Below are 24,650 nucleotides of genomic sequence, written 5' to 3' on the forward strand. Positions count from 1 at the left end.
ACAAATATTTATTTTGTAATGTGAATGTTTGATATAAGTATTGTTTATGATAGCAAAAAACCAGCGAAGATAACTACGCTGGCTTAATTTAATTATTTAAAACTGTCAACCTATTTTAGGGAGACTAAAGTATGTCATTTTTTATAGACCAGCATTTCTCCAAGTCCATCCTGAAATATCTAATGCAGTAGCATCTTTTCCAGAATTAAGTGTGTATTTACTAGTTTCACCAGATAGTACTGTTACATCTGCACCAGCACCTTCAATTATTACATTAGCAGTAGGACCTCCATCTTTCATATCTAAATCAACATCATATCCAGTAAGATGTAACCCAGTAATCGTACCTCCAGATTGTTTTTTGAACTGTAAAGCAGTTCCTCCAACAGTAGAAATTGCCGTTATATTTGTAAAAGTAGGATTTCCATTGTCTTTATCTCCTTCAAAAACAGTTGAGAAACCACTAACAGTGTTAGAAATATAAGCATTTGTAACAGATCCACTCCATCCTTCAGTCCAGTCGATAGAGTCATCATCGTTATTTTCTAAATATAAGTTTGATGCAGAAACCGTTCCTCCAAAAAATTCAACACCATCATCAGAACCATTAATAACCGATATGTATTCTATAACAGTTTCAGAACCAACAGCATATAGAGAAAGGCCATTGTATTGAGATTCAGAGTTAATCTGAGCTCCAGTTCCTTTAAGAACTAAATATCTTACAGAACCAGAATTGTCATTATCAGTAGTTCCTCCATAAACAAAACCACCTACTTCAGCAACAGCATCAACACCAGCAGTAGTTGTAGCATTACCACAGATTGTTAAACCTCCCCAGTCTCCTCCGTTACCATTGGCAGAAGCAATTACAACAGGGTTTCCTGCTTCTCCTTGAATATCTATTTCACCACCTTGTAAAACAGCGATGTATACCCCTGTACCACCATCTCTAGCAGTAATTTTTGTTCCAGCTGGAATGGTTAATTTACCACCACTTTGAACAATATAAGAAGAGTTTAATGTATAGTTTACTGAAGCATCTAAAGTAACATTACCAGTAACAGCACCTTGTAAAACACTGCTTTCAAATGATAAATTTGTGTCTACCCAATCAAAGTCCGTAACATCTACAGTAGGAACCACAGAAGTATTTAAAGAATAAAAATATTCACCTGAAGCTATTTGATCTGCTTCTTCAGCTAAAGCTACTGGAGAATATCCATCAGAAAAAATAACATTGGCTGTATCTCCACCATCTTTCATGTCTAAGTCTATATCATACCCACTTAAAGATAAACCAGAAATAGTTCCTCCAGATTGTTTTTTGAATTGTAAAGCAGTACCTCCAACAGTAGAAATTGCCGTTATGTTTGTAAAAGTAGGGTTCCCATTGTCTTTATCTCCTTCAAAAACAGTTGAGAAATTAGCAATAGTATTAGAAATATAAGCATTTGTTATAGATCCGTTCCAACCTTCTGTCCAGTCGATAGAATCATCATCGTTATTCTCTAAGTATAAGTTTGATGCAGAAACTGTTCCTCCAAAAAACTCAACACCATCATCAGATCCATTTATTACTGCTACGTGATCTACCAATGTACCAGAACCAACAGCATAAAAAGAAACACCATTATATTGAGATTCTGTATTGATTTGAGCACCAGTACCAACGATTTGTAAGTATCTTATGATTCCAGAACTGTCATTATCTTCATTACCACCGTAGATAAAACCACCTACTTCAGCTTGAGCATCTACTCCTGCAGTAGTAGTAGCTTTACCACACAAGGTTAAACCTCCCCAATCACCACGATTTCCATCAGCAGAAGACATTACTACTGGATTACTAGCATTACCGTTTATGTTAATTTCTGCTCCTTTTAAAACGGCGATATATACATCTGTACCACCATTGTCAGCTAGAATTTTAGTACCAGCAGGAATATTTAATGAAGCACCATCTGCTATAATGAACTGACCTGTTAAGTTATAAATAGTTGCAGCATTAAGTGTATAGTTTTCTTCTAAAGTTCCTTGCATTATACCAGCATCTAAGTTTTTAATAACTTCTTCTTCTGAAGGTACTATAGGAGCTGGATCATCAGAGCTACAGCTGGTTAAATTAATAGTAGCATAAGCTAATATTATGGTTAATAATTTTAAAGATAATTTTTTCATTTTTTTATTAGTTTTATTGTTATGCAAAGAAAATTGATTAGTGTCTCTTGTTGTTTAATAGAATATTAAACGTAGGTTACGTTTTTTGTTAAAACACACCCTTTTGTTATTAAAATGTTAAGTGAATATATATCGGAATTTGAGGTTGCACAAATGTGCTTATTTATATAAGTTACACTGGGGCTAATAAAAGAAAATCCCGAGGATCTCCTCGGGATTTTCTTTTATTGTGTTTTGCTTATTCTTAAAAAGAATATTTTAAACTTAAACTTAACAAACTTCCCTTTTTATATGAACTAACAATTTCATCGGTTTCAATATTTGTATTAATATCTCTAACTAATTGTGTTTGTTCTATATCAGGATTAATAAGGTTTCTTCCAATAAATTTTACTAATAATTTATCAGTTATTTTTTTACTAACGACTAAGTCTAATGTAAAAAATCCTTTTTCTATAATTTCATCATTATAAAGTGTAGCACTATTAGCAAAATCTTCGGGAGACCCTAATGCAAATATTTTATCTGAAGAATAGTTACCAGTTATAGTTGCAATAAATTCTTTTTCTTTTTGACTGTTGTAACTAAATGCTCCATTCAAAATTAAATCTGAAGCTCCTTGTAAATCTGATTCAGTGACATTATTATATTGAAACTCTTCTAATAAATCCTGATTAAACCACATTTTTGTTATGTTGGTGTTAAAATTAAGAATAGGTTCTGCTTCTTCATTTTCGATTAAGTTTAATCGTGACTCTAACTCGATACCAAATACATTTGCTTTTTCGCCTGTATTTGAGAATTCAAAAATCCCGGCTGAACCTCTAGTTAAAGCAAGGTTAATAGGATTTTTAATTTGTTTATAAAATGCCGTAGCAGAAATTAGCTCTCCTTGTTTTGGGAAAAACTCCCATTTTAAATCAGCATTAAAAACATCAGATTTTTCCAAATCAGGGTCACCTCTCGTAACACGACCTGTTGGTGAAACATATTCAAAAGGAGATAACTCTTTAAACTCTGGTAAAGTTTGAGTTAAACTTGAAGCAAAACGTAAAAAGTGTTTTTCATTTAACTCATATTTTAAATTAACACTTGGGTATATGTCATTATATTCCTTTGCAATTGATCCAATACGTCCAACAAAGTTTGCTACATCCCATAAAACATTTATTTCATCTTTCTCATATCTTACACCTACATTTCCAGATAACTTTTTGAACTCAAAATCTAAATTTGCAAAACCGGATATGATAGTTAAATCTGCATCATACCTATCTGCGTCTCTTTCTCTTAAAATTAACCCGTTATTAAAGTTAGCTTCTGTGAAAGTAAGTGAAAATTCATCCACAGAAGGAACTTGAAAATCTCTTGCTCTAACACCAATGAATAATGAACTAAATACCCTTTCTTTTTTACGGATATTGGCTCCTACATGAAGTTTGAAGGGCTTCTTGTCATCTTCATTTAATTGTCCAAAACTTATTTCATCTTTTAAATAAGCATTGTATTCTATGTCTTCAATTTTCTGGTTAGATTTTCTTTGTTGAAAATCACCAACGTGTGCATATTGAGTTAAATCAGATGTGTTTATATCTAAAATATTAGCCTCATTTCTTATCCTGTTAGGTTCTTCCGCTAATACAAAATTATAACCACCTGCCCATTTAAGTGTGTTATTCTCACCTATATTATGATTACCAATTATTTGGTTAACAAGTAATCTGGTTTGCTTGAAATTTTGATCTCTTACAAAAGCACCATCTTCTTGAGGATCTTGGTCAAAGACATAGCCCAAGCCATTTCTACCTTGTTCGTAAACATTATCGGTACTCCTGTTAACAGATAAACTACTTATTTTTATTCTGTTATCACTATTAATTTTTAATCCCAGGTTTATATATCCAGTAGAGTTAGTATTAGTTGTAAAAGACTCAACATCGGTAAATTCATTGTCTAAAATGTTTGACCTATAGCTTCTAAAAATACCTTCCTGATATCCAAAAGATTTTGAATGAGAACCAGAAGCAAAGATTGATAGCTCTTTTCCGAAAACTTCAAACTTATACCCTCCGGTTAAAGATATATTGTAGTTTCCTGTATTATTTTGTTTTAATGGATCCCAACCTTGTTTTGTAATTAAATCGACTGTAGCAAACTGTTTTTTATGAAAACCAATTGTAACGTCTTCAGAAGCTACACTTCTTTTAAAATCACCATCTACACCCAGAACATTAGTATTGTACCCAGAGCCAATACTAACAGAAAATTGCTTTTTGGAATATTCTTTAGAAGAAATATCTACATTTCCGGAAGATTGATCAGCATAACTTGAAGTAGCATAGGTTTTACTAATCCCTACGTTCTCAATCATGTTCGTTGAGAATAAATTTAAATTAATATTTTTATTATCAACGTCATCAGACGGTATAGGTAATCCATTCATTGTAGTAGACAAATATCTGTCTCCTAGTCCTCTTATATATATTTCTCCGGTTCCTTCACTTCTGGAAACTCCAGATATTTTAGTTGTTGCTGTAGCTGCATTGGAAACACCAATTTTACCTAATCTTTCAGCTCCAATACTTTCTTTTATTATAGCAGCCTTCTTCTGTTCCAATAAAAGAGCAGTCTCACTCTCTCTTTTAGTTGTTGTTTTAATTACAATTTCATCCAAAGAAGCTGCACTAGCTCCCATTGGTACATTTACTTCAGTTACTTTGCCAGCAACCACTTGTACGGGTATTTCTTGAGTTTCATACCCAACAAAACTGATTATTAATGTGTATGCTCCAGGATTTAAGTTTTCCAATTTATAATAGCCATCAAAATCTGAAGTAGTACCTTTGGTAGTACCTTTTATGATTACGTTAGCAAAGGCTAAAGGCTCATTGTTATACTCTTTATCTGTTAGTTTTCCAACAACAGAACCTGTACTTTGAGCGTAAGAAAATGTAGCAGTAAAGACTGCTAATAATATTAAAATTTTTTTCATTATTTCTATTAATTTCTAAGCTGCAAAGAACGGTAGACTATGTAAAGGTTATGTTACCTTTAGATTAAACAACGGTAACCAAAGAGTTATCTAAATGTTATCTAAAATGACACAGTATTTCGATTTGTAAACAATAAATTAACATTGAAAACACCTCAATAAAGAATAGATTTTTATAAACATAAAAAAGCTATTAGTGTTCTGTGGAAAATTAATGAAGTACTAGATGTTCTTGTCTCTCTAGATTAAAATAGAGTAACAAAATGTTTATGCTAAAAGAAAGAAAAGGAAAACGGGAGTAGTAATTTAGCCTAACAAATAACTACACTTTGAGTGTGTGGGTTTGTTTTACGTTTCAGTTTTAATTTAATCGAGAAGCTGTTTTATTATTTTTCTCGCTAATGTTGGCAATTGATGCAAGTTCAAGTAAAGAAATAGTACTTGCTCCTAAAGAAGTTTTAATATAATCAGATGCTCCAGAAACAACCTTTATTTTCAATTCTTTAGTTTCATAACCAGTGAAGCTACATACTAAGGTATAATCACCATCTTTTAAATTCTCGATAACAAATAATCCAGTCTCATCTGTAGTCGATTTAATAGAAGTTCCTTTAATAGAGACATCAGCAAAAACTAAAGGATTGTTGTCAAATTCTTTATCCATTAATTTACCAGCTATTAACCCCGTGTTTTGTGAAAAACAAAAAGAAGTAAAAATTAGAATAAAAAAAGTTATTAGGTGTTTCATTAGTATAAAAAATAATGCAGCAAAGAACTGATTTTATAATCATTCGTATGTTACCTAATTATTAAAGAACAATGATTAAAATGTTATCTTAATGTTATCAAATTTTTGAAGGCTAATTATTATCGAATTTAGTTATCTTGCTTGTTCTTAAAAATATAAAATGAACTGGGAACAATTATTATCCTTAAAACGCTTTGGCGATACTAATAAACGCATACGAAAAGAACAAGACGAAACCCGTTTAGGATTTGAAGTAGACTATGATCGGGTTATTTTTTCTTCAGAATTTAGGAGCCTTCAAGATAAAACACAAGTAATTCCCTTATCGCAAACCGATTTTGTGCATACCAGATTAACACATAGTTTAGAAGTTAGCGTGGTTGGGCGCTCTTTAGGAAGATTGGTTGGTAAGAAACTATTAGAAAAACATCCGCATTTGCATAGTGTTCATGGGTATCAGGCTAACGATTTTGGGGCTATCGTTGCTGCGGCTGCTTTAGCACATGATATTGGTAATCCGCCTTTCGGACATTCAGGAGAGAAAGCCATTGGGGAATTTTTTAAAACAGGACACGGAAAACAGTTTAAAGACTCGTTAACAGATAAGGAATATCAGGACTTATGTGATTTTGAAGGGAATGCCAATGGCTTTAAAATTCTAACCGAAAGTAGAGCAGGACGAGAAGGGGGATTACGATTAAGTTATGCCACATTAGGCGCTTTTATGAAATACCCTAAAGAATCGCTTCCTAAAAAACCAAGCAAGCATATTGCCGATAAGAAGTATGGATTTTTTCAAAGTGAAAAAGAAGCATTTATTGATGTTGCTAGTGAGTTAGGTTTATTAAAAAGAAGTGAAACAGATATAAGTTTTTCAAGACACCCTCTTGCTTTTTTAGTAGAAGCGGCAGATGATATTTGCTATACGATAATTGATTTTGAAGATGGCATCAACCTTGGTTTAATACAAGAAGAGTTTGCATTGGAATATTTAATAAACATTGTAAGAGACAAAATTAAAACTAAAAATTACTACGAGCTTACTAATAAAGAGGATAGAGTAAGTTATTTAAGAGCCTTAGCAATAGGAACATTAATAGACGAGGCAGTGACTATTTTTATGGAACATGAAGATGCTATTTTAAATGGTAGTTTTGATTGTGCTTTGTTGGATAAAAGTAAATATGAAGCACAAATAAATGATATTATTAAAATTAGTATTGAAAATATCTATCAATCAAATGAAGTTGTAGATAAAGAAATTGCGGGTTATGGTGTTATAAATACATTGTTAAAAACGTATACGAATGCTGTAAATAATAGTTATAATAATACCGCTTCAAATTACGATAAACTCGTTTTAAAGAGCTTACCAAAAACCATTAAAATTGATGATGCCAGTTTATATAAGCGTTTGTCTAGTATATGTCATTTTGTATCCTTACTTTCAGATAGTAAAGCGATATTAAATTATAAAAAATTGAAAGGTTTTCAGTTTAGTTAAGACCGAATAAGCCTGTTAATTAATTTCTAAATCAAATACAATCTACTTAATTATGAAAAAAAATGCCCCTACTGCATTAGTAATCTGTTTTTTACTTGCTTTGTGTGTTGTTTATTACTTTAATTCAAATACCCCAAACGATGATTTATCTATCGAAAAATTAAAATCACAACACAAAACATTTTTAGAAAACAGCCCCTTTAAAGAAACTAAAAAATTATCTAAGCAAGAAAGAAAATCGAGAGGGATACCCCCCAACAGTTATTTTGAAAGAGAATGGGAGCTTACAATGAATCCGAAATTAGGAAGGCCAACTTCAGAAAACTTAAGTAAAATTCAAAAAGACATTAAAAATTCTAGAGTTAGTACATTGGCAAGGGTTTCTGGTGATAAAATTGATAATAGCTGGGTAGAGCGTGGCCCCAATAATGTTGGAGGAAGAACCAGAGCTATTATGTTCGATCCTAATGATGCAACGAATAAAATTGTATTTGCAGGAGGAGTTAGTGGTGGTTTATGGAAGAATACAGATATAACATCCTCTTCCTCTTCATGGACAAAAGTAAACATTCCGGAAAATCTTAGTATTACAAGTCTGGCTTTTGATCCTAACAATACAGATGTTTTTTATGCAGGCACAGGAGAATCTTATGTGCAAGGCGATGTAAACGGAAATGGTCTTTGGAAATCAATTAACAGAGGCGTTACCTGGGAAAGAATTTTTGGAGGAGCTACAGCTAATGGAGAAGGCGCTAAACTTACTGTAAATGTTCCAGGTTCTATAGCAGGAGAATACAATGCGCTTCAAGCAGCTTTTGGTAGTCCTTTAACTGAAATTACTGGAGATTTAGTATTGGTTGATGATGGTCTAGCAACAACAATCGATGGTTGTAGTGCTTTGGTAAATAGTGCAGCAATAAACGGAAAAATAGCTGTCATTCAAAGAGGAAACTGTAGTTTTGATACCAAAGTTAAAAATGCAGAAAATGCCGGAGCTATAGCAGTTATAATTGTTAATAACAGCCCAGATGCAATATTTGCTATGGGTGGTGATGATTATACCATATACATACCGTCACTTATGGTTTCTCAAACAGATGGGCAAGCTATAATAGCAGCACTTGGTAGTACAGTAAATGTAACTATAGAACCAGATGCCACACCTTCAACTGGAAATTTTAGCTCACGAGGAATTCAGCATATTAACGATGTCGTGGTTAGGGATTTAGGGAGTACTAGTGAAATCTATGTGGCCGCTGCTGCCAGTGCATATACAGACGCAAATCCTACGGGATTTATTGGAACAAGTGCTTACGGTTTATATAAATCTACCGATAATGGAGTTACCTGGACTAGAATTGTATTACCAAAAAATGGAAGTAATAGTGATGTAGCCCCAAATAATATTGAAATTGGACCGGATAACAGAATTTGGGTTTCAACAACACGAAGTTTAGTTTCCCCTTCAGATCCCGGTGGTCAAGTTTTATCCTCTTCAAATGGAACAGCATTTACTTTAGAGCATACCATTTCAAATGGAAGAAGAACAGAAATTGCAGTTTCAGCTTCAAACCCTAACAAAGTTTATGTATTAGCTGAGTTGACTTCCGGAACCAATGCCGTTGAATTGATTAGAACAGATGATGCATTTGCATCTACGACCAGTTTGGCTTTGCCTGATGATGCAGATACAGACATTCCATCTACAGATTTTACAAGAAACCAAGCTTTTTATAACTTATTAATTAAAGTAGATCCTACAAATGATGCTAATGTGTTTGTTGGAGGTATTGATTTGTTTAAATCAGCAAATAGCGGAACCTCTTGGTCACAAATATCCAAATGGTCTAATAATAATAATTTATCAACCTTAAGTGTTCCTTTTGTACACGCAGATCATCATGCTATTACTTTTGGTAATAATAATGCAAGCATTATGCTTTTTGGTAACGATGGAGGTGTATATTATTCAAGCAACGGTGGGGTAAATATTAATAAGAGAAATTTAGGGTATAATGTGACTCAGTTCTATACTGTAGGAGTAGCACCTCTTACAGCTACTATTACCGGAGATTATTTTTATGGAGGTACTCAAGATAATGGTACTCAATTCTTTGAAAACTCCAATTCAGGGATTGATAGTTCTGTAACCAATCCAACAGGTGGAGATGGTGCAGCAACCATGGTCGATCAAGATGGAACGGATATGTATTTTATTTATAATTTTGTTTATAATAATAGAATTACCAGGAGAAACTATCCTTCTGGGACAGAAACTATAATTAATAGAGAAAGTTCAAATAGAGGTGATTTTATCAATCAAGAAACCCTGGATTCTAACTTAAATATTTTATATACAAATTATTCCGAAGAGTCAACTTATCAGGTTAGAAGATATGATTTTAGTGGCTTAGGAGCAGTAAATAAATCTATTTTATCAAATGGGTTACTTGATGGAAGCCCTACGGCTTTTAAAGTATCACCTTTTACTACAGTATCTACTACGTTATTCATTGGGGTTGAAAATGGTAAGCTGATTAAGGTTACCAATGCAGATGGAGCTGGAACACCAGTTTGGACAGAAATAGGAGACGCTAATTTTATTGGAAGTATTTCAGATATTGAATTTGGTCAATCTGAGACCGATATTTTTGTAACCATGCATAATTATGGTGTTAAAAACATTTGGTATAGCTCAAATGGGGGAACTACATGGTTTGAAAAAGAAGGGAATTTACCAGACTTACCGGTTAAAGCTATACTCCAAAACCCTTTAAATGTAGAGGAAGTTATTGTAGGTACAGAGTTAGGTGTTTGGTATACTAATAATTTTTCATCTGTAAAGCCTTCATGGAATCCTGCATTTAATGGTATGAGTAATGTTAAAGTCACAGATTTAGATTTAAGAAATGATAACGTAATTTATGCCTCTACTTATGGAAGAGGAATCTTTTCTGGTGAGTTTACCTCAACATCGTTAAGTATTGTAGATAACGAATTAGAGTCTCAAATAACATTATACCCCACAGTTTCAAATGGAGAAATGATTATTTCAGCAAAAGCGATTACAGGAAAAGTTGATTTGCAAGTATATGATTTGAGTGGAAAAAGCCTTTATAAATCTGAGCTTGAAATGAATGGAAGAAAAAAGCCTTTAACTTTAAACGGGTTATCTTCTGGGATTTACTTGGTTAAGTTTAGTAAAGATAATTTTTCAGAAACTAAGAAAATTATTATTAAATAATTAATCATATAACAAAAAAGTCTAATTTTTGTCCGTTCGAGTGCAGTCGAAACCTCTTTCAATAAGATGTTTTAGTTCTCGACTACGCTCGAACAGACATCTTAATGTTTTATTGATTATTATAAATCAAATCACAAAAAATCATTAATATACCTTGTCAAACTTTCAGCATCCAATCCAATAGACTGTTGTAACTTGTTAACACTTCCATGTTCAACAAAATTATCGGGAATACCCAATGTATTTATCGTGTTTTTATAATTATTTGCTGCTGCAAATTCTAAGATAGCACTTCCAAATCCGCCTTTTACAACATGATCTTCAATAGTGATAATAGTATTATACGTTGTAAAGATATCATGTAAGAGTATCTCATCTAAAGGTTTTACAAAACACATGTCGTAATGTGCAACATCTTTCGGTGTTTTGCATTTTTGAATAGCCTTGCTTATATTTTTAGCCATAGCTCCAATACTTAAAATAGCTAGGTTATTTCCTTTTTTAAGCTGTATACCCTTGCCTATTTCTATTTTAGAAAACGGCTGTTTCCAATCTATTGTAACTCCACGTCCACGAGGATAACGAATTGCTATAGGGTGTTCTAAATCTAATTGAACCGTGTACATGATGTTACGTAACTCGATTTCATTTCTAGGAGAAAAGATAATAAGATTAGGAATGCACCTCAAATACGATAAATCATAAACACCATGATGTGTAGCGCCATCTTCTCCAACCAATCCAGCACGATCCAAACAAAAAATAACAGGTAGTTTTTGTAGTGCTACATCATGTATTACCTGATCGTAAGCACGTTGCAAAAAAGTTGAATAAATATTACAAAAAGGAATCAAGCCTTGAGTTACCATTCCGGCAGCTAATGTCACGGCATGCTGTTCGGCAATACCAACATCAAAAGCACGTTCAGGAATTTCATCCATCATATATTTTAATGAGCTACCGGTTGGCATGGCAGGTGTAATACCTACAATTTTTTTATTTTGTTTTGCTAATTCTACAATAGTATGTCCAAATACATCTTGGTATTTGGGAGGTTGAATGGTTTCAGATTTTACAATCAGATCACCAGTTTGAGCATTAAATTTTCCAGGAGCATGGTATTTAACCTGATCCTCTTCAGCTTGTTTTAAACCTTTGCCTTTTGTGGTAATAATATGTAAAAACTTAGGCCCTTGGATAGTTTTTAAACGTTTTAATTCTGAAATGATAAGGTCTATATCATGTCCATCGATTGGGCCAGAGTAATCAAAATTTAAAGCCTCAAAAATATTGTCTTGCTTTTGAGTCCCTTTTTTGACATTGGTTAAATACTGTTTTAATGCCCCAACGCTAGGGTCTATACCAATGGCATTATCATTTAAAATAACCAGTAAATTGGCATCCGTTACACCAGCATGATTTAGGCCTTCAAAAGCCATACCGCTTGCTATTGAAGCATCTCCAATAATGGCGATGTGTTGTTTTTTAGTATCACCCTTTAATAGTGAGGCAATGGCCATGCCCAGAGCGGCAGAAATCGATGTAGAAGAGTGTCCAACCCCAAAAGCATCATAATTGCTTTCTTCTCGTTTAGGGAAACCACTTAGTCCACCAATTTGTCTATTCGTATGAAAAATGTCTTTTCTTCCAGTTAGTATTTTATGTCCGTAAGCCTGATGGCCTACATCCCAAATGAGCTGGTCTTCGGGCGTATTAAAAATATAATGCAACGCAATGGTTAATTCCACAACGCCTAAACTAGCTCCTAAATGGCCTTCTTTAGTAGCTACGATATTAATGATGAACTCACGTAACTCTTTTGCAAGTTGAGGTAAGTCTTTTTGGCTTAAAAGACGAAGTTCTTTTGGTGAGTGAATAGTATTTAATAATTCTTGCATGCGATTGCAAATGTACTATTTGAAATTGTATTTTTGCTTTTATGATAGAACCTTTTGATGATACTTATTTTATGAAAAAAGCACTTCAGGAAGCTGAAGCGGCTTTTGAAAAAGGAGAAGTTCCAGTTGGAGCAGTTATTGTTATTGACAATAAAATAATCGCCAGAGGACACAATTTAACGGAAACATTAATTGATGTAACAGCACATGCAGAAATGCAAGCGATTACGGCAGCAGCCCATTTTTTAGGAGGTAAGTATCTAAAAAAATGTACATTGTACGTTACCCTAGAACCTTGCCAAATGTGTGCAGGTGCTTTGTATTGGAGCCAGATTTCTAACATCGTTTATGGAGCCAGAGATGAAGAACGTGGTTGCATTGCTCTAAACACAAAATTACATCCTAAAACCAATATTAAAGGGGGTGTTATGGCAGAAGAAGCTTCTGAACTCATGAAGCGGTTCTTTATTGAAAAACGGAATTTGAACTAATTTATAACTGGGGAATTAACGTTCTGAGTCATTTCGAACAAAGAGAGAAATCGCATAAAATAACGTGAGTTCGATACAACTTTAGTTTTATTTAAATGAAAATCAGTTAATTATATTCAAATGTCAGGTTGAGTACTTCGGCTATAGTTTATACTGAGTACTTCGACTGCGCTCAGTATAAACTATAGTTGAAATACTCAGTATAAACTAAAGTCGAAACCTAATTAACGTGAGTTGTAATATTTCTTGTAACATTTTGATTTTTAGCTATTTAATATGTTGTCAGGTCGAGCGCAGTCGAGACCTATTGAAATTTGAAGCCATTTAAGAACCTCTCGACTGCGCTCGAGGAGACATTTTCCTGAATATTAGTCGGTTGTAAGTAATAATTGTGATTACTTATGACTCACGTTAATTAAAACAATTGAATTTTAAAACCTTTCGACTACGCTCAAGGAGACAAGCTTTATTTTATTGAACTTTTGTCTATTTTTTTTATAAATTTTATGTCTAGTTAAAATATTACCATGCGTGTAAATGATGTGATGTCTCAATCGTACCTCTTTCGACATGACTATCAAGCCCTATTTAATACTCTGAGTCATTTCGAACGAATGTGAGAAATCACATAAAGGTGTTTTTTTACAATGCTTAGTGATGTTTTTTACTGTCGAGACATGACAAAATACTTTCTGTATAAATTAGTCCATGTATATTTTAGATAGTGCATACAATACTGTCAACTTTTCTTTTCACGCTCACGCATCTTATCCAAATTCTCTTTTGTAAGCATGTAATCTTTAACATCTTTGTCTTTCCAACGGTAATAAGAAAATAAAGGAAATACAATAAAGAACAACCCTGCAACACCAAAACCAATTAATTTTTGCGACCATTCATTTTCTAAAAAGTAACCAGCTGCAATACTTCCTAAAGCAGCTAAAAAGAAAAAAAGAATAATATATTTCATTAGATAAGAGTGAGATAATTAAAAGACCTATCGAGGAACTATTTTGTAAAATTAATCAATTGCTGCCTGTAAGCCGTAAGTAATTTAGATTTTGAGATATACCCGTAATATTTCCCATGTTTAACAACAGGTAAATTCCATGCACCACTGCTTTTAAATTTGTCCATAATATCATTCATAGAATGTTCTTCATAAATAATAATATCGGCATCTGCATGCATTAAGCTTGAAGCCTCAACCTTGTCATAAAGGTTGGAGTTGAACATAATATGCCTCACATCATCTAAACGAATAACACCTAAAAACTCATGGGCATCATTAACCACAGGGAAATGATTTCGTGACGATTTTGCAACAGCCTTTTTTAATATATCACCAAGTTTCATTTCTGGTTTTAATATGATAAAATTGGTTTCTATGACTTTATCAATATCCAAAACCATTAATACATTTTGGTCTTTATCATGGGTCATCAATTCACCGCGTTCTGCCAGTTTAAGTGTATAAATAGAATGAGAAACATAATATTTGGTCATGGCAAATGAAATGGTCGATACAATCATTAAAGGTACAAACAGCTCATATCCGCCTGTGATTTCAGCAATAAGGAAGATCGCTGTAAGCGGTGCGTGTAATACCCCTGCCATTAACCCTGTCATGCCAATTAAGGTGAAATTCGATTCTGATACGTGAAAATCTAAGCCAATATTATTAATGATTTTCGCAAAAGCATTACCAAGAGCACTACCCATAACAAGTGTTGGGATAAAAACACCGCCAACACCACCAGCACCAAAAGTGGTCGTCATAGCAATAGCTTTAAACACACTAATACCAAGTAATAGTGCGATAACAATCCATATATTAGATAAGTCTAAATTAAAAGGTGTGGTGCCTATAGCAGATAGGTGATCGCCTTTTAAGAGGTTATTCATAATACCGTAACCTTCACCGTAAAGAGGGGGAATAAAGTATAATATAGAACCGATAGCAATACCACCAATTAACAATCGTTTGGCACGACTTTCAAATTTCTTAAAGAAGTTAGTTATGCCAAAAAATACTTTTGAAAAATATACAGAAGCCATACCAGTTACTAGGCCCAAAACGATATAGAATACAATGTCGTTAATTTCAAATTTATCGGTGAGTTCAAATCGTAATAAAACATCCGTTCCCAAAAACATATAGGAAGTCACTACAGCCGAAACAGATGCTAATAAAAGTGGAACTAATGAGGTGAAAGCAATATCCAAACTAAATATTTCAACAGCAAAAATAATAGCAGCAATGGGCGCTTTAAACATAGAAGCCATAGCACCGGCAGCAGCGCAGCCAATTAAAAGCATCCTCGTTTTAGTATTCATGTGGAACAAACGCGCAGCATTAGACCCCAGAGCAGATCCTACACTAACAGCAGGTCCTTGTAAACCTACAGATCCACCAAAACCAACTGTTAAAGGTGCTGTGATTAGTGCAGCATAAATATTATACCTCGGGATGATACCGTTTAGTTTTGAAATCGCATATAAGGTGGAAGAAATACCATGCCCAATATGCTTTTTTAACCAAATTTGTTTGATCGTATAAACAAGCAAAAGACCAATTATTGGAAATATAAAGTAAAGTGAGTTCTGGTAGTTATTAAAGAAATCTAATTCAAAAAGTAATCGAATATAATGCGTTAAGTTTTTTAAGACTACGGTGCCCATTCCTGCTAAAAAACCAACCAGAACACTAAGAATATAAATAAATTGGAGCTCAGAAATATGCTTGTATTTCCAGATTAAAAACTTGCGTAAAAGGCTTTTACTACTTAGAGGCATTTTATAAAATTACTAAAAAAAATCCTGCAAAAAAGCAGGATTTAAATTTTATGATTTCAAATTAAGTTTTAAACTTAACTCTGTTAACTGTTCATCGTCAATTGGAGCAGGCGCATCTATCATAACGTCTCTTCCAGAATTGTTTTTAGGGAACGCAATAAAATCTCTAATGGTTTCTTGTCCGCCTAAAATAGCAACCAATCTATCCAATCCAAAAGCTAAACCACCATGCGGCGGTGCACCATATTGAAAGGCATCCATTAAAAACCCAAATTGCGCTTTGGCTTCCTCTGGGGTAAACCCTAAATAATCAAACATTAAAGATTGTGTTTCCTTATCATGAATCCTTATAGAACCCCCTCCAATTTCGTTTCCATTTAAAACTAAATCGTAAGCATTGGCTTTTACATCACCGGGATTCGTTTTTAATAATTCTAATTGTCCAGGTTTTGGTGAGGTAAATGGGTGATGCATGGCATGGTAGCGTTCTGTATCTTCATCCCATTCTAATAAAGGAAAGTCCATAACCCATAGTGGTGCAAACTCATCTGGTTTACGTAAACCTAAACGTTCGGCTAATTCCATACGTAAGGCACTTAATTGTGTACGTACTTTATTTGTATTACCAGATAATACACAAATTAAATCGCCTGCTTTTGCATGGGTAACTTCTGCCCATTTTGCCAAGTCTTCTTGATCGTAAAACTTATCGACCGAAGATTTAAAAGAGCCATCATCATTACAACGGCAATATACCATGCCTAAAGCGCCAACTTGTGGGCGTTTTACCCAATCAATTAATTTATCTATCTCTTTTCTGGTATAACTATTTCCTCCAGGAACTGCAATTCCAACAACCAGTTCTGCATTATTAAAAACACCAAAATCTTTATGTTGTGCAACGGCATTAAGCTCGCCAAATTCCATACCAAAACGAATGTCTGGTTTATCGTTGCCATATAAACGCATCGCATCATCATAAAGCATTCTTGGAAATTTTTCTATGTCAACACCATTCACTTTTTTAAGCAGATGACGTGTTAACCCTTCAAAAGCATTTAAAATATCTTCTTGCTCAATAAACGCCATTTCACAATCTATTTGTGTGAATTCTGGTTGTCTATCAGCACGCAAATCTTCATCTCTAAAACATTTTACAATTTGAAAATATTTATCCATACCACCAACCATAAGCAATTGCTTAAAAGTTTGTGGTGATTGAGGTAAGGCGTAAAACTCACCTTCATTCATACGCGATGGTACTACAAAATCGCGAGCGCCTTCAGGTGTCGACTTAATTAAATAAGGCGTTTCAACTTCAATAAAACCTTCTTCAGATAAATAGTTTCTAACTTCCTGAGTGACTTTGTGCCTAAAAATTAAACTCTCTTTTACAGGGTTTCTACGAATATCTAAATAGCGATATTTCATACGTAAATCCTCACCACCATCTGTTTTATCTTCTATGGTAAAAGGGGGAAGTATAGCTTCGTTTAATATATTTAATTCAGAAACTAATATTTCAATATCTCCAGTTGGTATATTAGGGTTTTTTGAAGCACGTTCAATAACAGTGCCTTTAACTTGAATTACAAATTCACGGCCCAGGTTTTGAGCTTGTTGCAGCATCTCTTTCGAAGTACGCTCTTCATCAAAAACCAATTGTGTAATTCCATAACGATCTCGTAAATCTATCCAAACAATAAACCCTTTATCACGAGACTTCTGAACCCAGCCCGCCAGGGTGACTTCTTCATTTATATTTGCAGCTTTTAATTCACCACAATTATGACTTCTATACATAGTTGAAAATTGAAGTGCATTCCTATCTGCTTTCAAGTTAATTAACAGAAGTGAATGCATTAAACAGGTTGCAAATTTATGAAGATATTACTTTGCAGTATAACGTTTTTTACAAAGATTTAAATAAAAACAGATTTATTTCATTATTAGAATCCATTAATGTTTTTTATTAAACAATGAATTAGTAGGTTTTTTTGTATGAATATTCATATATTTTTTGCATATTTAGAAGAACTAACTCAAATAAAAAAAATTATGAGCAAATTTTTACAATTCAAATTGTTTTTAACACTGTTATTTTTTATACCTGTAATGGCTTTTTCGCAACAGGTTTCAGGTACGGTAACAGATGGCGAAACAAATTTGCCTTTAGCAGGGGCAAACATTATTATTAAAGGAACTAGTACAGGGGCCATTTCTGATTTTGATGGAAACTTTACTTTAACGGTAGAAGGCTTCCCGGTAACTCTGGTTGTCTCTTCCGTAGGGTACGATACCCAAGAAGTTAATGTGTCTTCTTCTCAAAAGGTCACGATCGCTTTAAAGGAGGGTGTTGCTTTAGATGAGGTGCTTTTAATTGGATCGAGAAATCCAAGTAGAACTGCTGTTGATACACCTGTTCCGGTAGATGTTATTGATATTTCCGAATTAACATCTCAAGGTCCGCAAGTGAATTTAAATCAGATTTTAAATTTTGTGGCACCTTCATTCACGTCTAATACACAAACAATTTCTGATGGGACTGATCATATTGATCCAGCATCATTAAGAGGATTAGGGCCGGATCAAGTTCTTGTTTTAATTAACGGAAAACGAAGACATAATTCATCTTTGGTTAATGTTAATGGAACTTTTGGACGTGGTAGTGTAGGAACCGATTTAAATGCTATTCCATCTGGAGCCATTCAGCGATTAGAAGTTTTACGTGATGGTGCTGCAGCTCAATATGGATCAGATGCCATTGCCGGAGTTATTAATATTGTACTAAACAGTAATGTAAATGAGCTTACTTTAAATATGACTACAGGAGCCAATTTTACAAAGAATGCCAATGATCAAACAGGGGGTGTAGATGGAGAAACCGTTAATATTAGTGCTAATTATGGTATACCTTTAGGAGAAAAAGGTGGATTTATAAACTTTACGGGTGATTTTGATTTTAGAGAAGATTACGGTAGAATGAAGGAATGGGAAGGCAATGTTTTTAATCTTTATAATACTGTTGAAAGATTTGCTAATAATGATGGTTATAACTTATCAGATTTATTAGATGATGATGTGGCCGATGTTATACAATATGCTAATGCTGCTGGAATTAATTTGGGGGGAGCTAGTACTAAAGCAGATTTGCAACCTATTTTAGAAGCTGATAATACGGATGCAGAATTGGCTGCCAGAGGACTGGTTAGAAGTGATTTTAATATGCGTGTTGGGCAATCTGAAGTAAGAGGGGGACGCTTTTTTGCTAACTTATCGTTGCCATTAGATGATAATGGAACTGAACTATATTCATTTGCAGGAACAAGTTCCAGAAAAGGAAACTCTGCAGGCTTTTATAGATTGCCGAATCAAAGTAGAACATACACTCCAGCATACATCAACGGTTTTTTACCGGAAATAAATTCAACCATTACAGATAAATCTTTTGCTGTTGGAATTAAAGGTAAAATAAATGACTGGAATGTAGATTTAAGTAATACCTGGGGAAAGAATGCTTTTTTATATACTATTGGAAATACCTTTAATGCCTCTTTTCAGAATGCATCTCCAGTAACATTTGATGCAGGCGGGTTTAACTTTATGCAGAATACCGTTAACTTAGATATCAACCAGTTTTATGACGATATTTTTAGTGGACTTAATGTCGCTTTTGGAGCAGAATATAGATTGGAAAATTATGAAATAGAAGCAGGAGAAGAAGCCTCATACTCAAGATATACAGCAGAAGGCCAAGTGATTACCTTAGCATCTCAACAAGCATCACAGGACTTTTTTGGTAATTCCAGACCTGGTGGTTCTCAAGTATTTCCAGGGTTTAGTCCTAATAATGAATTATCTAGAGGACGTAGTAGCATTGCAGGATATTTTGATTTAGAAGCTGATTTTTCTGAAACTTTTTTAGCCAGTTTTGCTACCCGCTTTGAAGATTATTCAGATTTCGGATCAACTATTAACTTTAAGTTAGCAACTAGAGTAAAAGCCAGTGACAATGTTAATGTTAGAGCCGCATTAAATACTGGTTTTAGAGCGCCTTCTTTACATCAGTTAAACTTTAATTCTACGTCAACCATATTTGATCAAAATGGAAACCCAGTAGAAGTTGGAACATTTGCTAATGATAGTAGAGTTGCAAAAATATTAGGAATACCAGAATTAAAAGAAGAAACGTCTCAAAGTATAAGTTTAGGATTTACTGCCAAAATACCTAATGCGAATTTAACTGTAACGGTTGATGGTTATTTTGTAGGCATAGACGATCGTGTGGTTTATACAGGACAGTTTAGTGGTGCTGCCATTGCTGCAGAATTGGCACAGGCGAATGCCTCAGCAGCATCGTTCTTTGCCAATGCCATTGATACTGAGTCTAAAGGTTTAGATATTGTTATTACACACAAAGCCAATATAGGAACGAATGCAAATTTAAAATCTGATTTATCTGGAACGTTTTCAAAAACTAAAAAAGTAGGCCCTATAAAAGCCTCTCAGGTTTTAGAAGATGCAGGTTTGGTTAGTACTTACTTTCCAGAAGATAGTAGAGTTTATCTAGAAGAAGCAGTACCACGTACTAAAATAAACTTAACTAATAACTTTACTACAGGAAAGTTCAATGTGTTTTTAAGAAATGTGTATTTCGGAGAGGTAACTGAAGCCACAACCAATGTTGATAGGCAGCAAGTTTTTGGAACAAAAGTAGTTACTGACTTATCTTTTGGTTATAAAGCTTCAGAAAGTTTAACATTAACGGTAGGAGCGAATAACTTATTAGATATCTATCCAGATAGAGCTGCCGAAGTTTTATCTGATGGAGGCACTAACAGAAGCAGTGGTCGTTTTGATTGGTCTAGGCGTGCACAGCAATTTGGAATAGGCGGACGATTTCTTTTTGCCAGACTTAGCTTTAAGTTGAAATAAGAAAGTAAGATATTATTTATGAGCCCTATGAATATTCATGGGGCTTTTTCATATCATATCGTTGGATTGATGTGAGACATTTTGGAAGACTTGAAGATATAAGTCAAGAATATGACAGTGCTGGTAATTTATCTCCAGTGTCTAGTCAATTCCCGATTCCACAAAACGAAGGTCATATATTTACTTATAATTAAATAAAAATGAAACACCTCAACTTAACGTTGAGGTGCTTCTGCTATTAATCAATCCTTTATAAAGGTAAAGGACTTCTATTACAGCTATGTTTCAAGCTGTTTGGGTTAGATTAGAAATTATTCTAATCGTTTATCTTATCCAATTCATCAAAAACTTCCTGTGTTACCACTTTGTTATATTTAGCAGCTCTGTTGCTGTATAACCACATTTTAAACTTGGTTATTAAATAGAACAAAATTGGTACGACTATTAATGTTAGGAATGTAGCAACAAATAATCCGTAAATAACAGTCCAGGCTAATGGACCCCAGAAAATAACATTGTCACCCCCCATGTAAATATGTGGGTTGAACTCACTAAATAATGTAAAGAAGTTGATGTTAAACCCAGTTGCTAAAGGAATTAATCCTAAAATAGTTGTAATCGCTGTTAATAATACAGGTCGCAAACGCGCTTTTCCACCTTTAACAATAGCTTCTAATAAATCCGACGTTTCAAGATATTGATCATCTTCTAAATCGTGTTCTACTTTCTTTCTGTCAATTAAAAGTTGGGTGTAATCTAAGAGAACCACACCATTATTTACTACAATACCAGCCAAGGAAATAATACCCATCATGGTCATCATAATTACAAAGGCACTACCAGTAGCAACAATACCACCAAATACACCTATTAAACTCAAGAAAATAGCCAGCATAATAATGCCTGGTTTTGATACTGAGTTAAATTGGAAAATTAGAATAAAGAAGATTAAACCTAAACCTGTAAAGAAAGCACCCATTAAGAATGCCATTTGCTTATTTTGTTCTTCAATCTGTCCTGTATAATCCACTTTGACCGATGCAGGTTGTTCTGTGAAACCTTGCATTTCATTCTGAATTTTAGATACGATAGCTCCGGCATCTGTAAATCCAGGTGCTAAAGCAGAATATAAGGTTACCACACGTCTAACATCTCTATGTTTTATAGCACTGAATCCAGAGGTGTTATTTTGTTTGGCAACAGTAGAGACAGGAATCTCTTTTATTTGCCCATTAGCAGGGTCTCTGAAAGTGATTTTCTGGTTGAAAATAGCACTTGTATTATACCTGTTTTCTTCATTAAAACGCACATAGATATCATAATCTTCGCCATCTTCTTTGTAAATACCAGCTTTAGCTCCAAAGATAGCATTACGCAATTGTTGTCCTACCTGACCAGAAGTTACACCTAATTCTCCGGCTTTTTTCCTGTCTACCTGAACCTGCATGGATGGTTTTGATTTGTTAACATCAATTTTTAATTCGTCAATACCTTGGATATTTTTCGAATTGATAAAATCGCGCATTTTTTCAGCTGTGGCGATAAGCTCAGAATAATCGTTTCCTTCTAATTCAAGATTTATAGGATAACCTGCTGGAGGTCCTACGGCATCTTTTTCAACTGAAATGGCTACACCAGGGTAAATATCTTTTAAATCTTCCTGTACCTTTTTAAGAAGGACATTACTATCGGCACCATCTCTAAATTTATACTCACGCATGGTAGCCGTTATTTTACCACGGTGAGGCATTTCTGCTTGCGAACCCCCATCAGTTTGTGGGTTTCCTGCACCTTCACCAACCTGAGATACGGCACTTTCTGTTAGGAAATTAAAATCGCCATGCATATAAGCTTCTTCGTTTATAATTTTATAAACACGCTCTTCAATATCTTTTGTAATAGCATTGGTTTTTTTAATGTCAGTACCTTCTGGGTATTCTATATATACAATAATCTGATTTGGTGTATTATCTGGGAAAAACTCAACTTTTGTTCGTTGACTTCCAACAGAAGCTCCAAAACCCATAAAAGCTACAATAAGTAAAACAAATGTTCCGATAGCAATAATGGCTGGTTTTTTTCCACTTAATGCACTGCGAAGTGTTTTTTCGTAAAGGCGTTCCCATATGGGTAGTATACTATTTTGAAATCCGTTAGCCCAACTTCTTAGGAATAAACGATAGATCCAAAGTAAAATAACGGTGACTATCATTAAGGATCCCAAACCTCTATAGGCACCACCAACAAGCATGATGAGTAAGCCAAAACCACCAACGATTGCAGAGATCTTGATAATGTTTTTTAAAGGCATTTCTTTGTCTTCGGTCGTCATAAACTGGGATACCATAACGGAGTTAAAGAAGATAGCCACAAACAACGAGGAGCCTAATACAACAGACAGAGTAATTGGGAAATAAATCATAAATTGTCCCATAACACCTGGCCATAGCCCTAAAGGAATAAAGGCAGCAACAGTTGTTGCCGTAGATATAATAATTGGGAAAGCAATTTCACCAATCCCTTTTTTTGCTGCTTCTATACGGCTCATACCTTCTTCACTCATTAAACGATACACGTTTTCAACCACCACAATACCATTATCAACCAGCATTCCAAGTCCCATAATAAGACCGAAAAGAATCATGGTATTCATGGTGTATCCTAACATGTTTAAGATCATAAGTGACATGAACATAGACATGGGGATGGCAAACCCAACAAATAAGGCATTTTTAAACCCTAAGAAGAACATTAAAACGGTAACTACGAGAATGATACCAAATATGATGTTGTTTACCAAATCATCGACCTGACCAATGGTTTTTGAAGATTGGTCGTTTGCTACAGTAACTTTTAAGTCTGGAGGAAATACATCAGCAACAGCATCTTTAATGATAACGTCTATTTGCTCTGCTGCAGCTACCATATTTTTTCCTGCACGTTTTTTAACATCTAGCATCACAACAGGATCTCCAAATTCTCTCGCATAAGTTGTTTTATCCTCATCTTTAAAGGTAACTTGAGCAATATCTTTTAAATAAATAGGATTATTTTTTTCAGACTTAACTACAAAATTTTCGAGTTCATCTGGTGTGTCAATTTCTCCAATAATTCTAATCGTACGCCTTTGTCCGCTAGTAATTAAATTACCGGCAGACATGGTCATGTTTTCATTGCTTATGGTATTAATAATGTCTTGAAAACTAACCTGAGCTGCCATCATTTTATAAATGTCTACAGCGACTTCTACTTCTTTTTCCTGAGCACCACGAATATCAACTTGTTTGATTTCCTGTAAACTTTCAATTTCGTCTTCTAAATATTCTCCATATTCCTTTAATTTATCAATCGGATAATCTCCGGAGATATTAATATTAAGGATTGGAATTTCCTCAGACATACTTAAATCGAAAATATTAGGCTCTACTTTGGCACCATTAAATGTTGGCCAATCTTCACCCGAAGTCTCTGTATCTACTTCATCTTTTACTTTTTGCTTGGCTGCATCAACAGAAATATTTTCATCAAACTCTACAATAATAATAGAATAATCTTCCTGGGATGTTGAGGTGATTTCTACAACATTACTAACTGTTTTTAGTTTGTCTTCAATGGGATCAGTTATTAGTTTTTCAATATCCTCGGCAGTATTCCCTGGGTATACAGAACTAATATAGATTTTGGTTTCTTTAATTTCCGGGAAACTTTCTCGGGGCATACTAAAATAAGCCCCAGCACCAAGAAACAAGATTAAAGCAATTAAAACATACATGGTTGTTTTATTGTTAATGGCCCATGATGATAAACCAAACTCCTTATCTACTTTCTTCTTTTGTTTTTTATTTTTACTCATTAGTCTTC

General features: G+C 34.0%; 12 protein-coding genes. 4 read left to right on the forward strand and 8 right to left on the reverse strand.

What is annotated here, in order from left to right; translation table 11 throughout:
• Positions 1-141: 141 nt before the first annotated feature.
• The 3 genes from Q4Q34_RS09155 to Q4Q34_RS09165 form a co-directional block, all read right to left on the reverse strand.
• Complete coding sequence (locus Q4Q34_RS09155) at positions 142-2,181, reverse strand: hypothetical protein (protein ID WP_303318756.1); 2,040 nt, start codon at positions 2,179-2,181, stop codon at positions 142-144.
• Positions 2,182-2,425: 244 nt separating this feature from the next.
• Positions 2,426-5,173 carry a TonB-dependent receptor gene (locus Q4Q34_RS09160; RefSeq protein WP_303318755.1) on the reverse strand — a complete coding sequence of 916 codons (2,748 nt, stop codon included), beginning with the start codon at positions 5,171-5,173 and terminating at the stop codon, positions 2,426-2,428.
• A 361-nt stretch (positions 5,174-5,534) separates the two neighbouring features.
• Positions 5,535-5,921: a carboxypeptidase-like regulatory domain-containing protein gene (locus Q4Q34_RS09165; protein ID WP_303318754.1), complete on the reverse strand. Its 387-nt coding sequence runs from the start codon at positions 5,919-5,921 to the stop codon at positions 5,535-5,537.
• A gap of 160 nt (positions 5,922-6,081) precedes the next feature.
• Here Q4Q34_RS09165 and Q4Q34_RS09170 point away from each other — a divergent pair, with 160 nt between their 5' ends.
• Complete coding sequence (locus Q4Q34_RS09170; protein ID WP_303318753.1) at positions 6,082-7,425, forward strand: deoxyguanosinetriphosphate triphosphohydrolase; 1,344 nt, start codon at positions 6,082-6,084, stop codon at positions 7,423-7,425.
• Between the two features lie 52 nt (positions 7,426-7,477).
• The gene (locus tag Q4Q34_RS09175) at positions 7,478-10,669 is read left to right on the forward strand and encodes a PA domain-containing protein (protein ID WP_303318752.1); all 3,192 of its coding nucleotides are present in this window, start codon (positions 7,478-7,480) and stop codon (positions 10,667-10,669) included.
• Between the two features lie 131 nt (positions 10,670-10,800).
• On the opposite strand, the gene dxs is transcribed toward Q4Q34_RS09175, so the two are convergent.
• Positions 10,801-12,567 (reverse strand): 1-deoxy-D-xylulose-5-phosphate synthase, encoded by a 1,767-nt coding sequence (dxs, locus tag Q4Q34_RS09180; protein WP_303318751.1) that lies wholly within the window; start codon positions 12,565-12,567, stop codon positions 10,801-10,803.
• Positions 12,568-12,608: 41 nt separating this feature from the next.
• On the opposite strand from dxs, the gene Q4Q34_RS09185 reads away from it, so the two are divergent.
• Positions 12,609-13,058, forward strand: coding sequence for a nucleoside deaminase (locus Q4Q34_RS09185; RefSeq protein ID WP_303318750.1), 450 nt, complete (start codon positions 12,609-12,611; stop codon positions 13,056-13,058).
• 739 nt (positions 13,059-13,797) lie between these two features.
• Here the strand turns inward: Q4Q34_RS09185 and Q4Q34_RS09190 are convergent.
• The 3 genes from Q4Q34_RS09190 to aspS are packed head-to-tail and all read right to left on the reverse strand — an operon-like array spanning position 13,798 to position 17,657.
• On the reverse strand, positions 13,798-14,028 hold the full coding sequence (locus Q4Q34_RS09190; protein WP_303318749.1) for a hypothetical protein: 231 nt from the start codon (positions 14,026-14,028) through the stop codon (positions 13,798-13,800).
• A 38-nt stretch (positions 14,029-14,066) separates the two neighbouring features.
• The gene (locus Q4Q34_RS09195) at positions 14,067-15,854 is read right to left on the reverse strand and encodes a chloride channel protein (RefSeq protein ID WP_303318748.1); all 1,788 of its coding nucleotides are present in this window, start codon (positions 15,852-15,854) and stop codon (positions 14,067-14,069) included.
• 48 nt (positions 15,855-15,902) lie between these two features.
• On the reverse strand, positions 15,903-17,657 hold the full coding sequence (aspS, locus tag Q4Q34_RS09200) for an aspartate--tRNA ligase (protein WP_303318766.1): 1,755 nt from the start codon (positions 17,655-17,657) through the stop codon (positions 15,903-15,905).
• Between the two features lie 255 nt (positions 17,658-17,912).
• Between aspS and Q4Q34_RS09205 the strand changes: the two genes are divergently transcribed.
• Positions 17,913-20,789, forward strand: a complete 2,877-nt coding sequence (locus tag Q4Q34_RS09205; protein ID WP_303318747.1) for a TonB-dependent receptor — start codon at positions 17,913-17,915, stop codon at positions 20,787-20,789.
• A 316-nt stretch (positions 20,790-21,105) separates the two neighbouring features.
• Here the strand turns inward: Q4Q34_RS09205 and Q4Q34_RS09210 are convergent, their stop codons facing one another.
• Positions 21,106-24,642 carry an efflux RND transporter permease subunit gene (locus Q4Q34_RS09210; RefSeq protein ID WP_303318746.1) on the reverse strand — a complete coding sequence of 1,179 codons (3,537 nt, stop codon included), beginning with the start codon at positions 24,640-24,642 and terminating at the stop codon, positions 21,106-21,108.
• Positions 24,643-24,650 lie beyond the last annotated feature (8 nt).

Source organism: Flavivirga abyssicola (genome assembly GCF_030540775.2).
Classification (GTDB): Bacteria; Bacteroidota; Bacteroidia; order Flavobacteriales; family Flavobacteriaceae; genus Flavivirga; species Flavivirga abyssicola.

Coding starts and splice junctions, on each gene's coding strand:
- Q4Q34_RS09185 (WP_303318750.1), top strand. CDS start 12,609: ATGATAGAACCTTTTGATGATACTTATTTTATGAAAAAAGCACTTCAG.
- aspS (WP_303318766.1), bottom strand. CDS start 17,657: ATGTATAGAAGTCATAATTGTGGTGAATTAAAAGCTGCAAATATAAAT.
- Q4Q34_RS09190 (WP_303318749.1), bottom strand. CDS start 14,028: ATGAAATATATTATTCTTTTTTTCTTTTTAGCTGCTTTAGGAAGTATT.
- Q4Q34_RS09155 (WP_303318756.1), bottom strand. CDS start 2,181: ATGAAAAAATTATCTTTAAAATTATTAACCATAATATTAGCTTATGCT.
- dxs (WP_303318751.1), bottom strand. CDS start 12,567: ATGCAAGAATTATTAAATACTATTCACTCACCAAAAGAACTTCGTCTT.
- Q4Q34_RS09175 (WP_303318752.1), top strand. CDS start 7,478: ATGAAAAAAAATGCCCCTACTGCATTAGTAATCTGTTTTTTACTTGCT.
- Q4Q34_RS09165 (WP_303318754.1), bottom strand. CDS start 5,921: ATGAAACACCTAATAACTTTTTTTATTCTAATTTTTACTTCTTTTTGT.
- Q4Q34_RS09205 (WP_303318747.1), top strand. CDS start 17,913: ATGAGCAAATTTTTACAATTCAAATTGTTTTTAACACTGTTATTTTTT.
- Q4Q34_RS09195 (WP_303318748.1), bottom strand. CDS start 15,854: ATGCCTCTAAGTAGTAAAAGCCTTTTACGCAAGTTTTTAATCTGGAAA.
- Q4Q34_RS09210 (WP_303318746.1), bottom strand. CDS start 24,642: ATGAGTAAAAATAAAAAACAAAAGAAGAAAGTAGATAAGGAGTTTGGT.
- Q4Q34_RS09160 (WP_303318755.1), bottom strand. CDS start 5,173: ATGAAAAAAATTTTAATATTATTAGCAGTCTTTACTGCTACATTTTCT.
- Q4Q34_RS09170 (WP_303318753.1), top strand. CDS start 6,082: ATGAACTGGGAACAATTATTATCCTTAAAACGCTTTGGCGATACTAAT.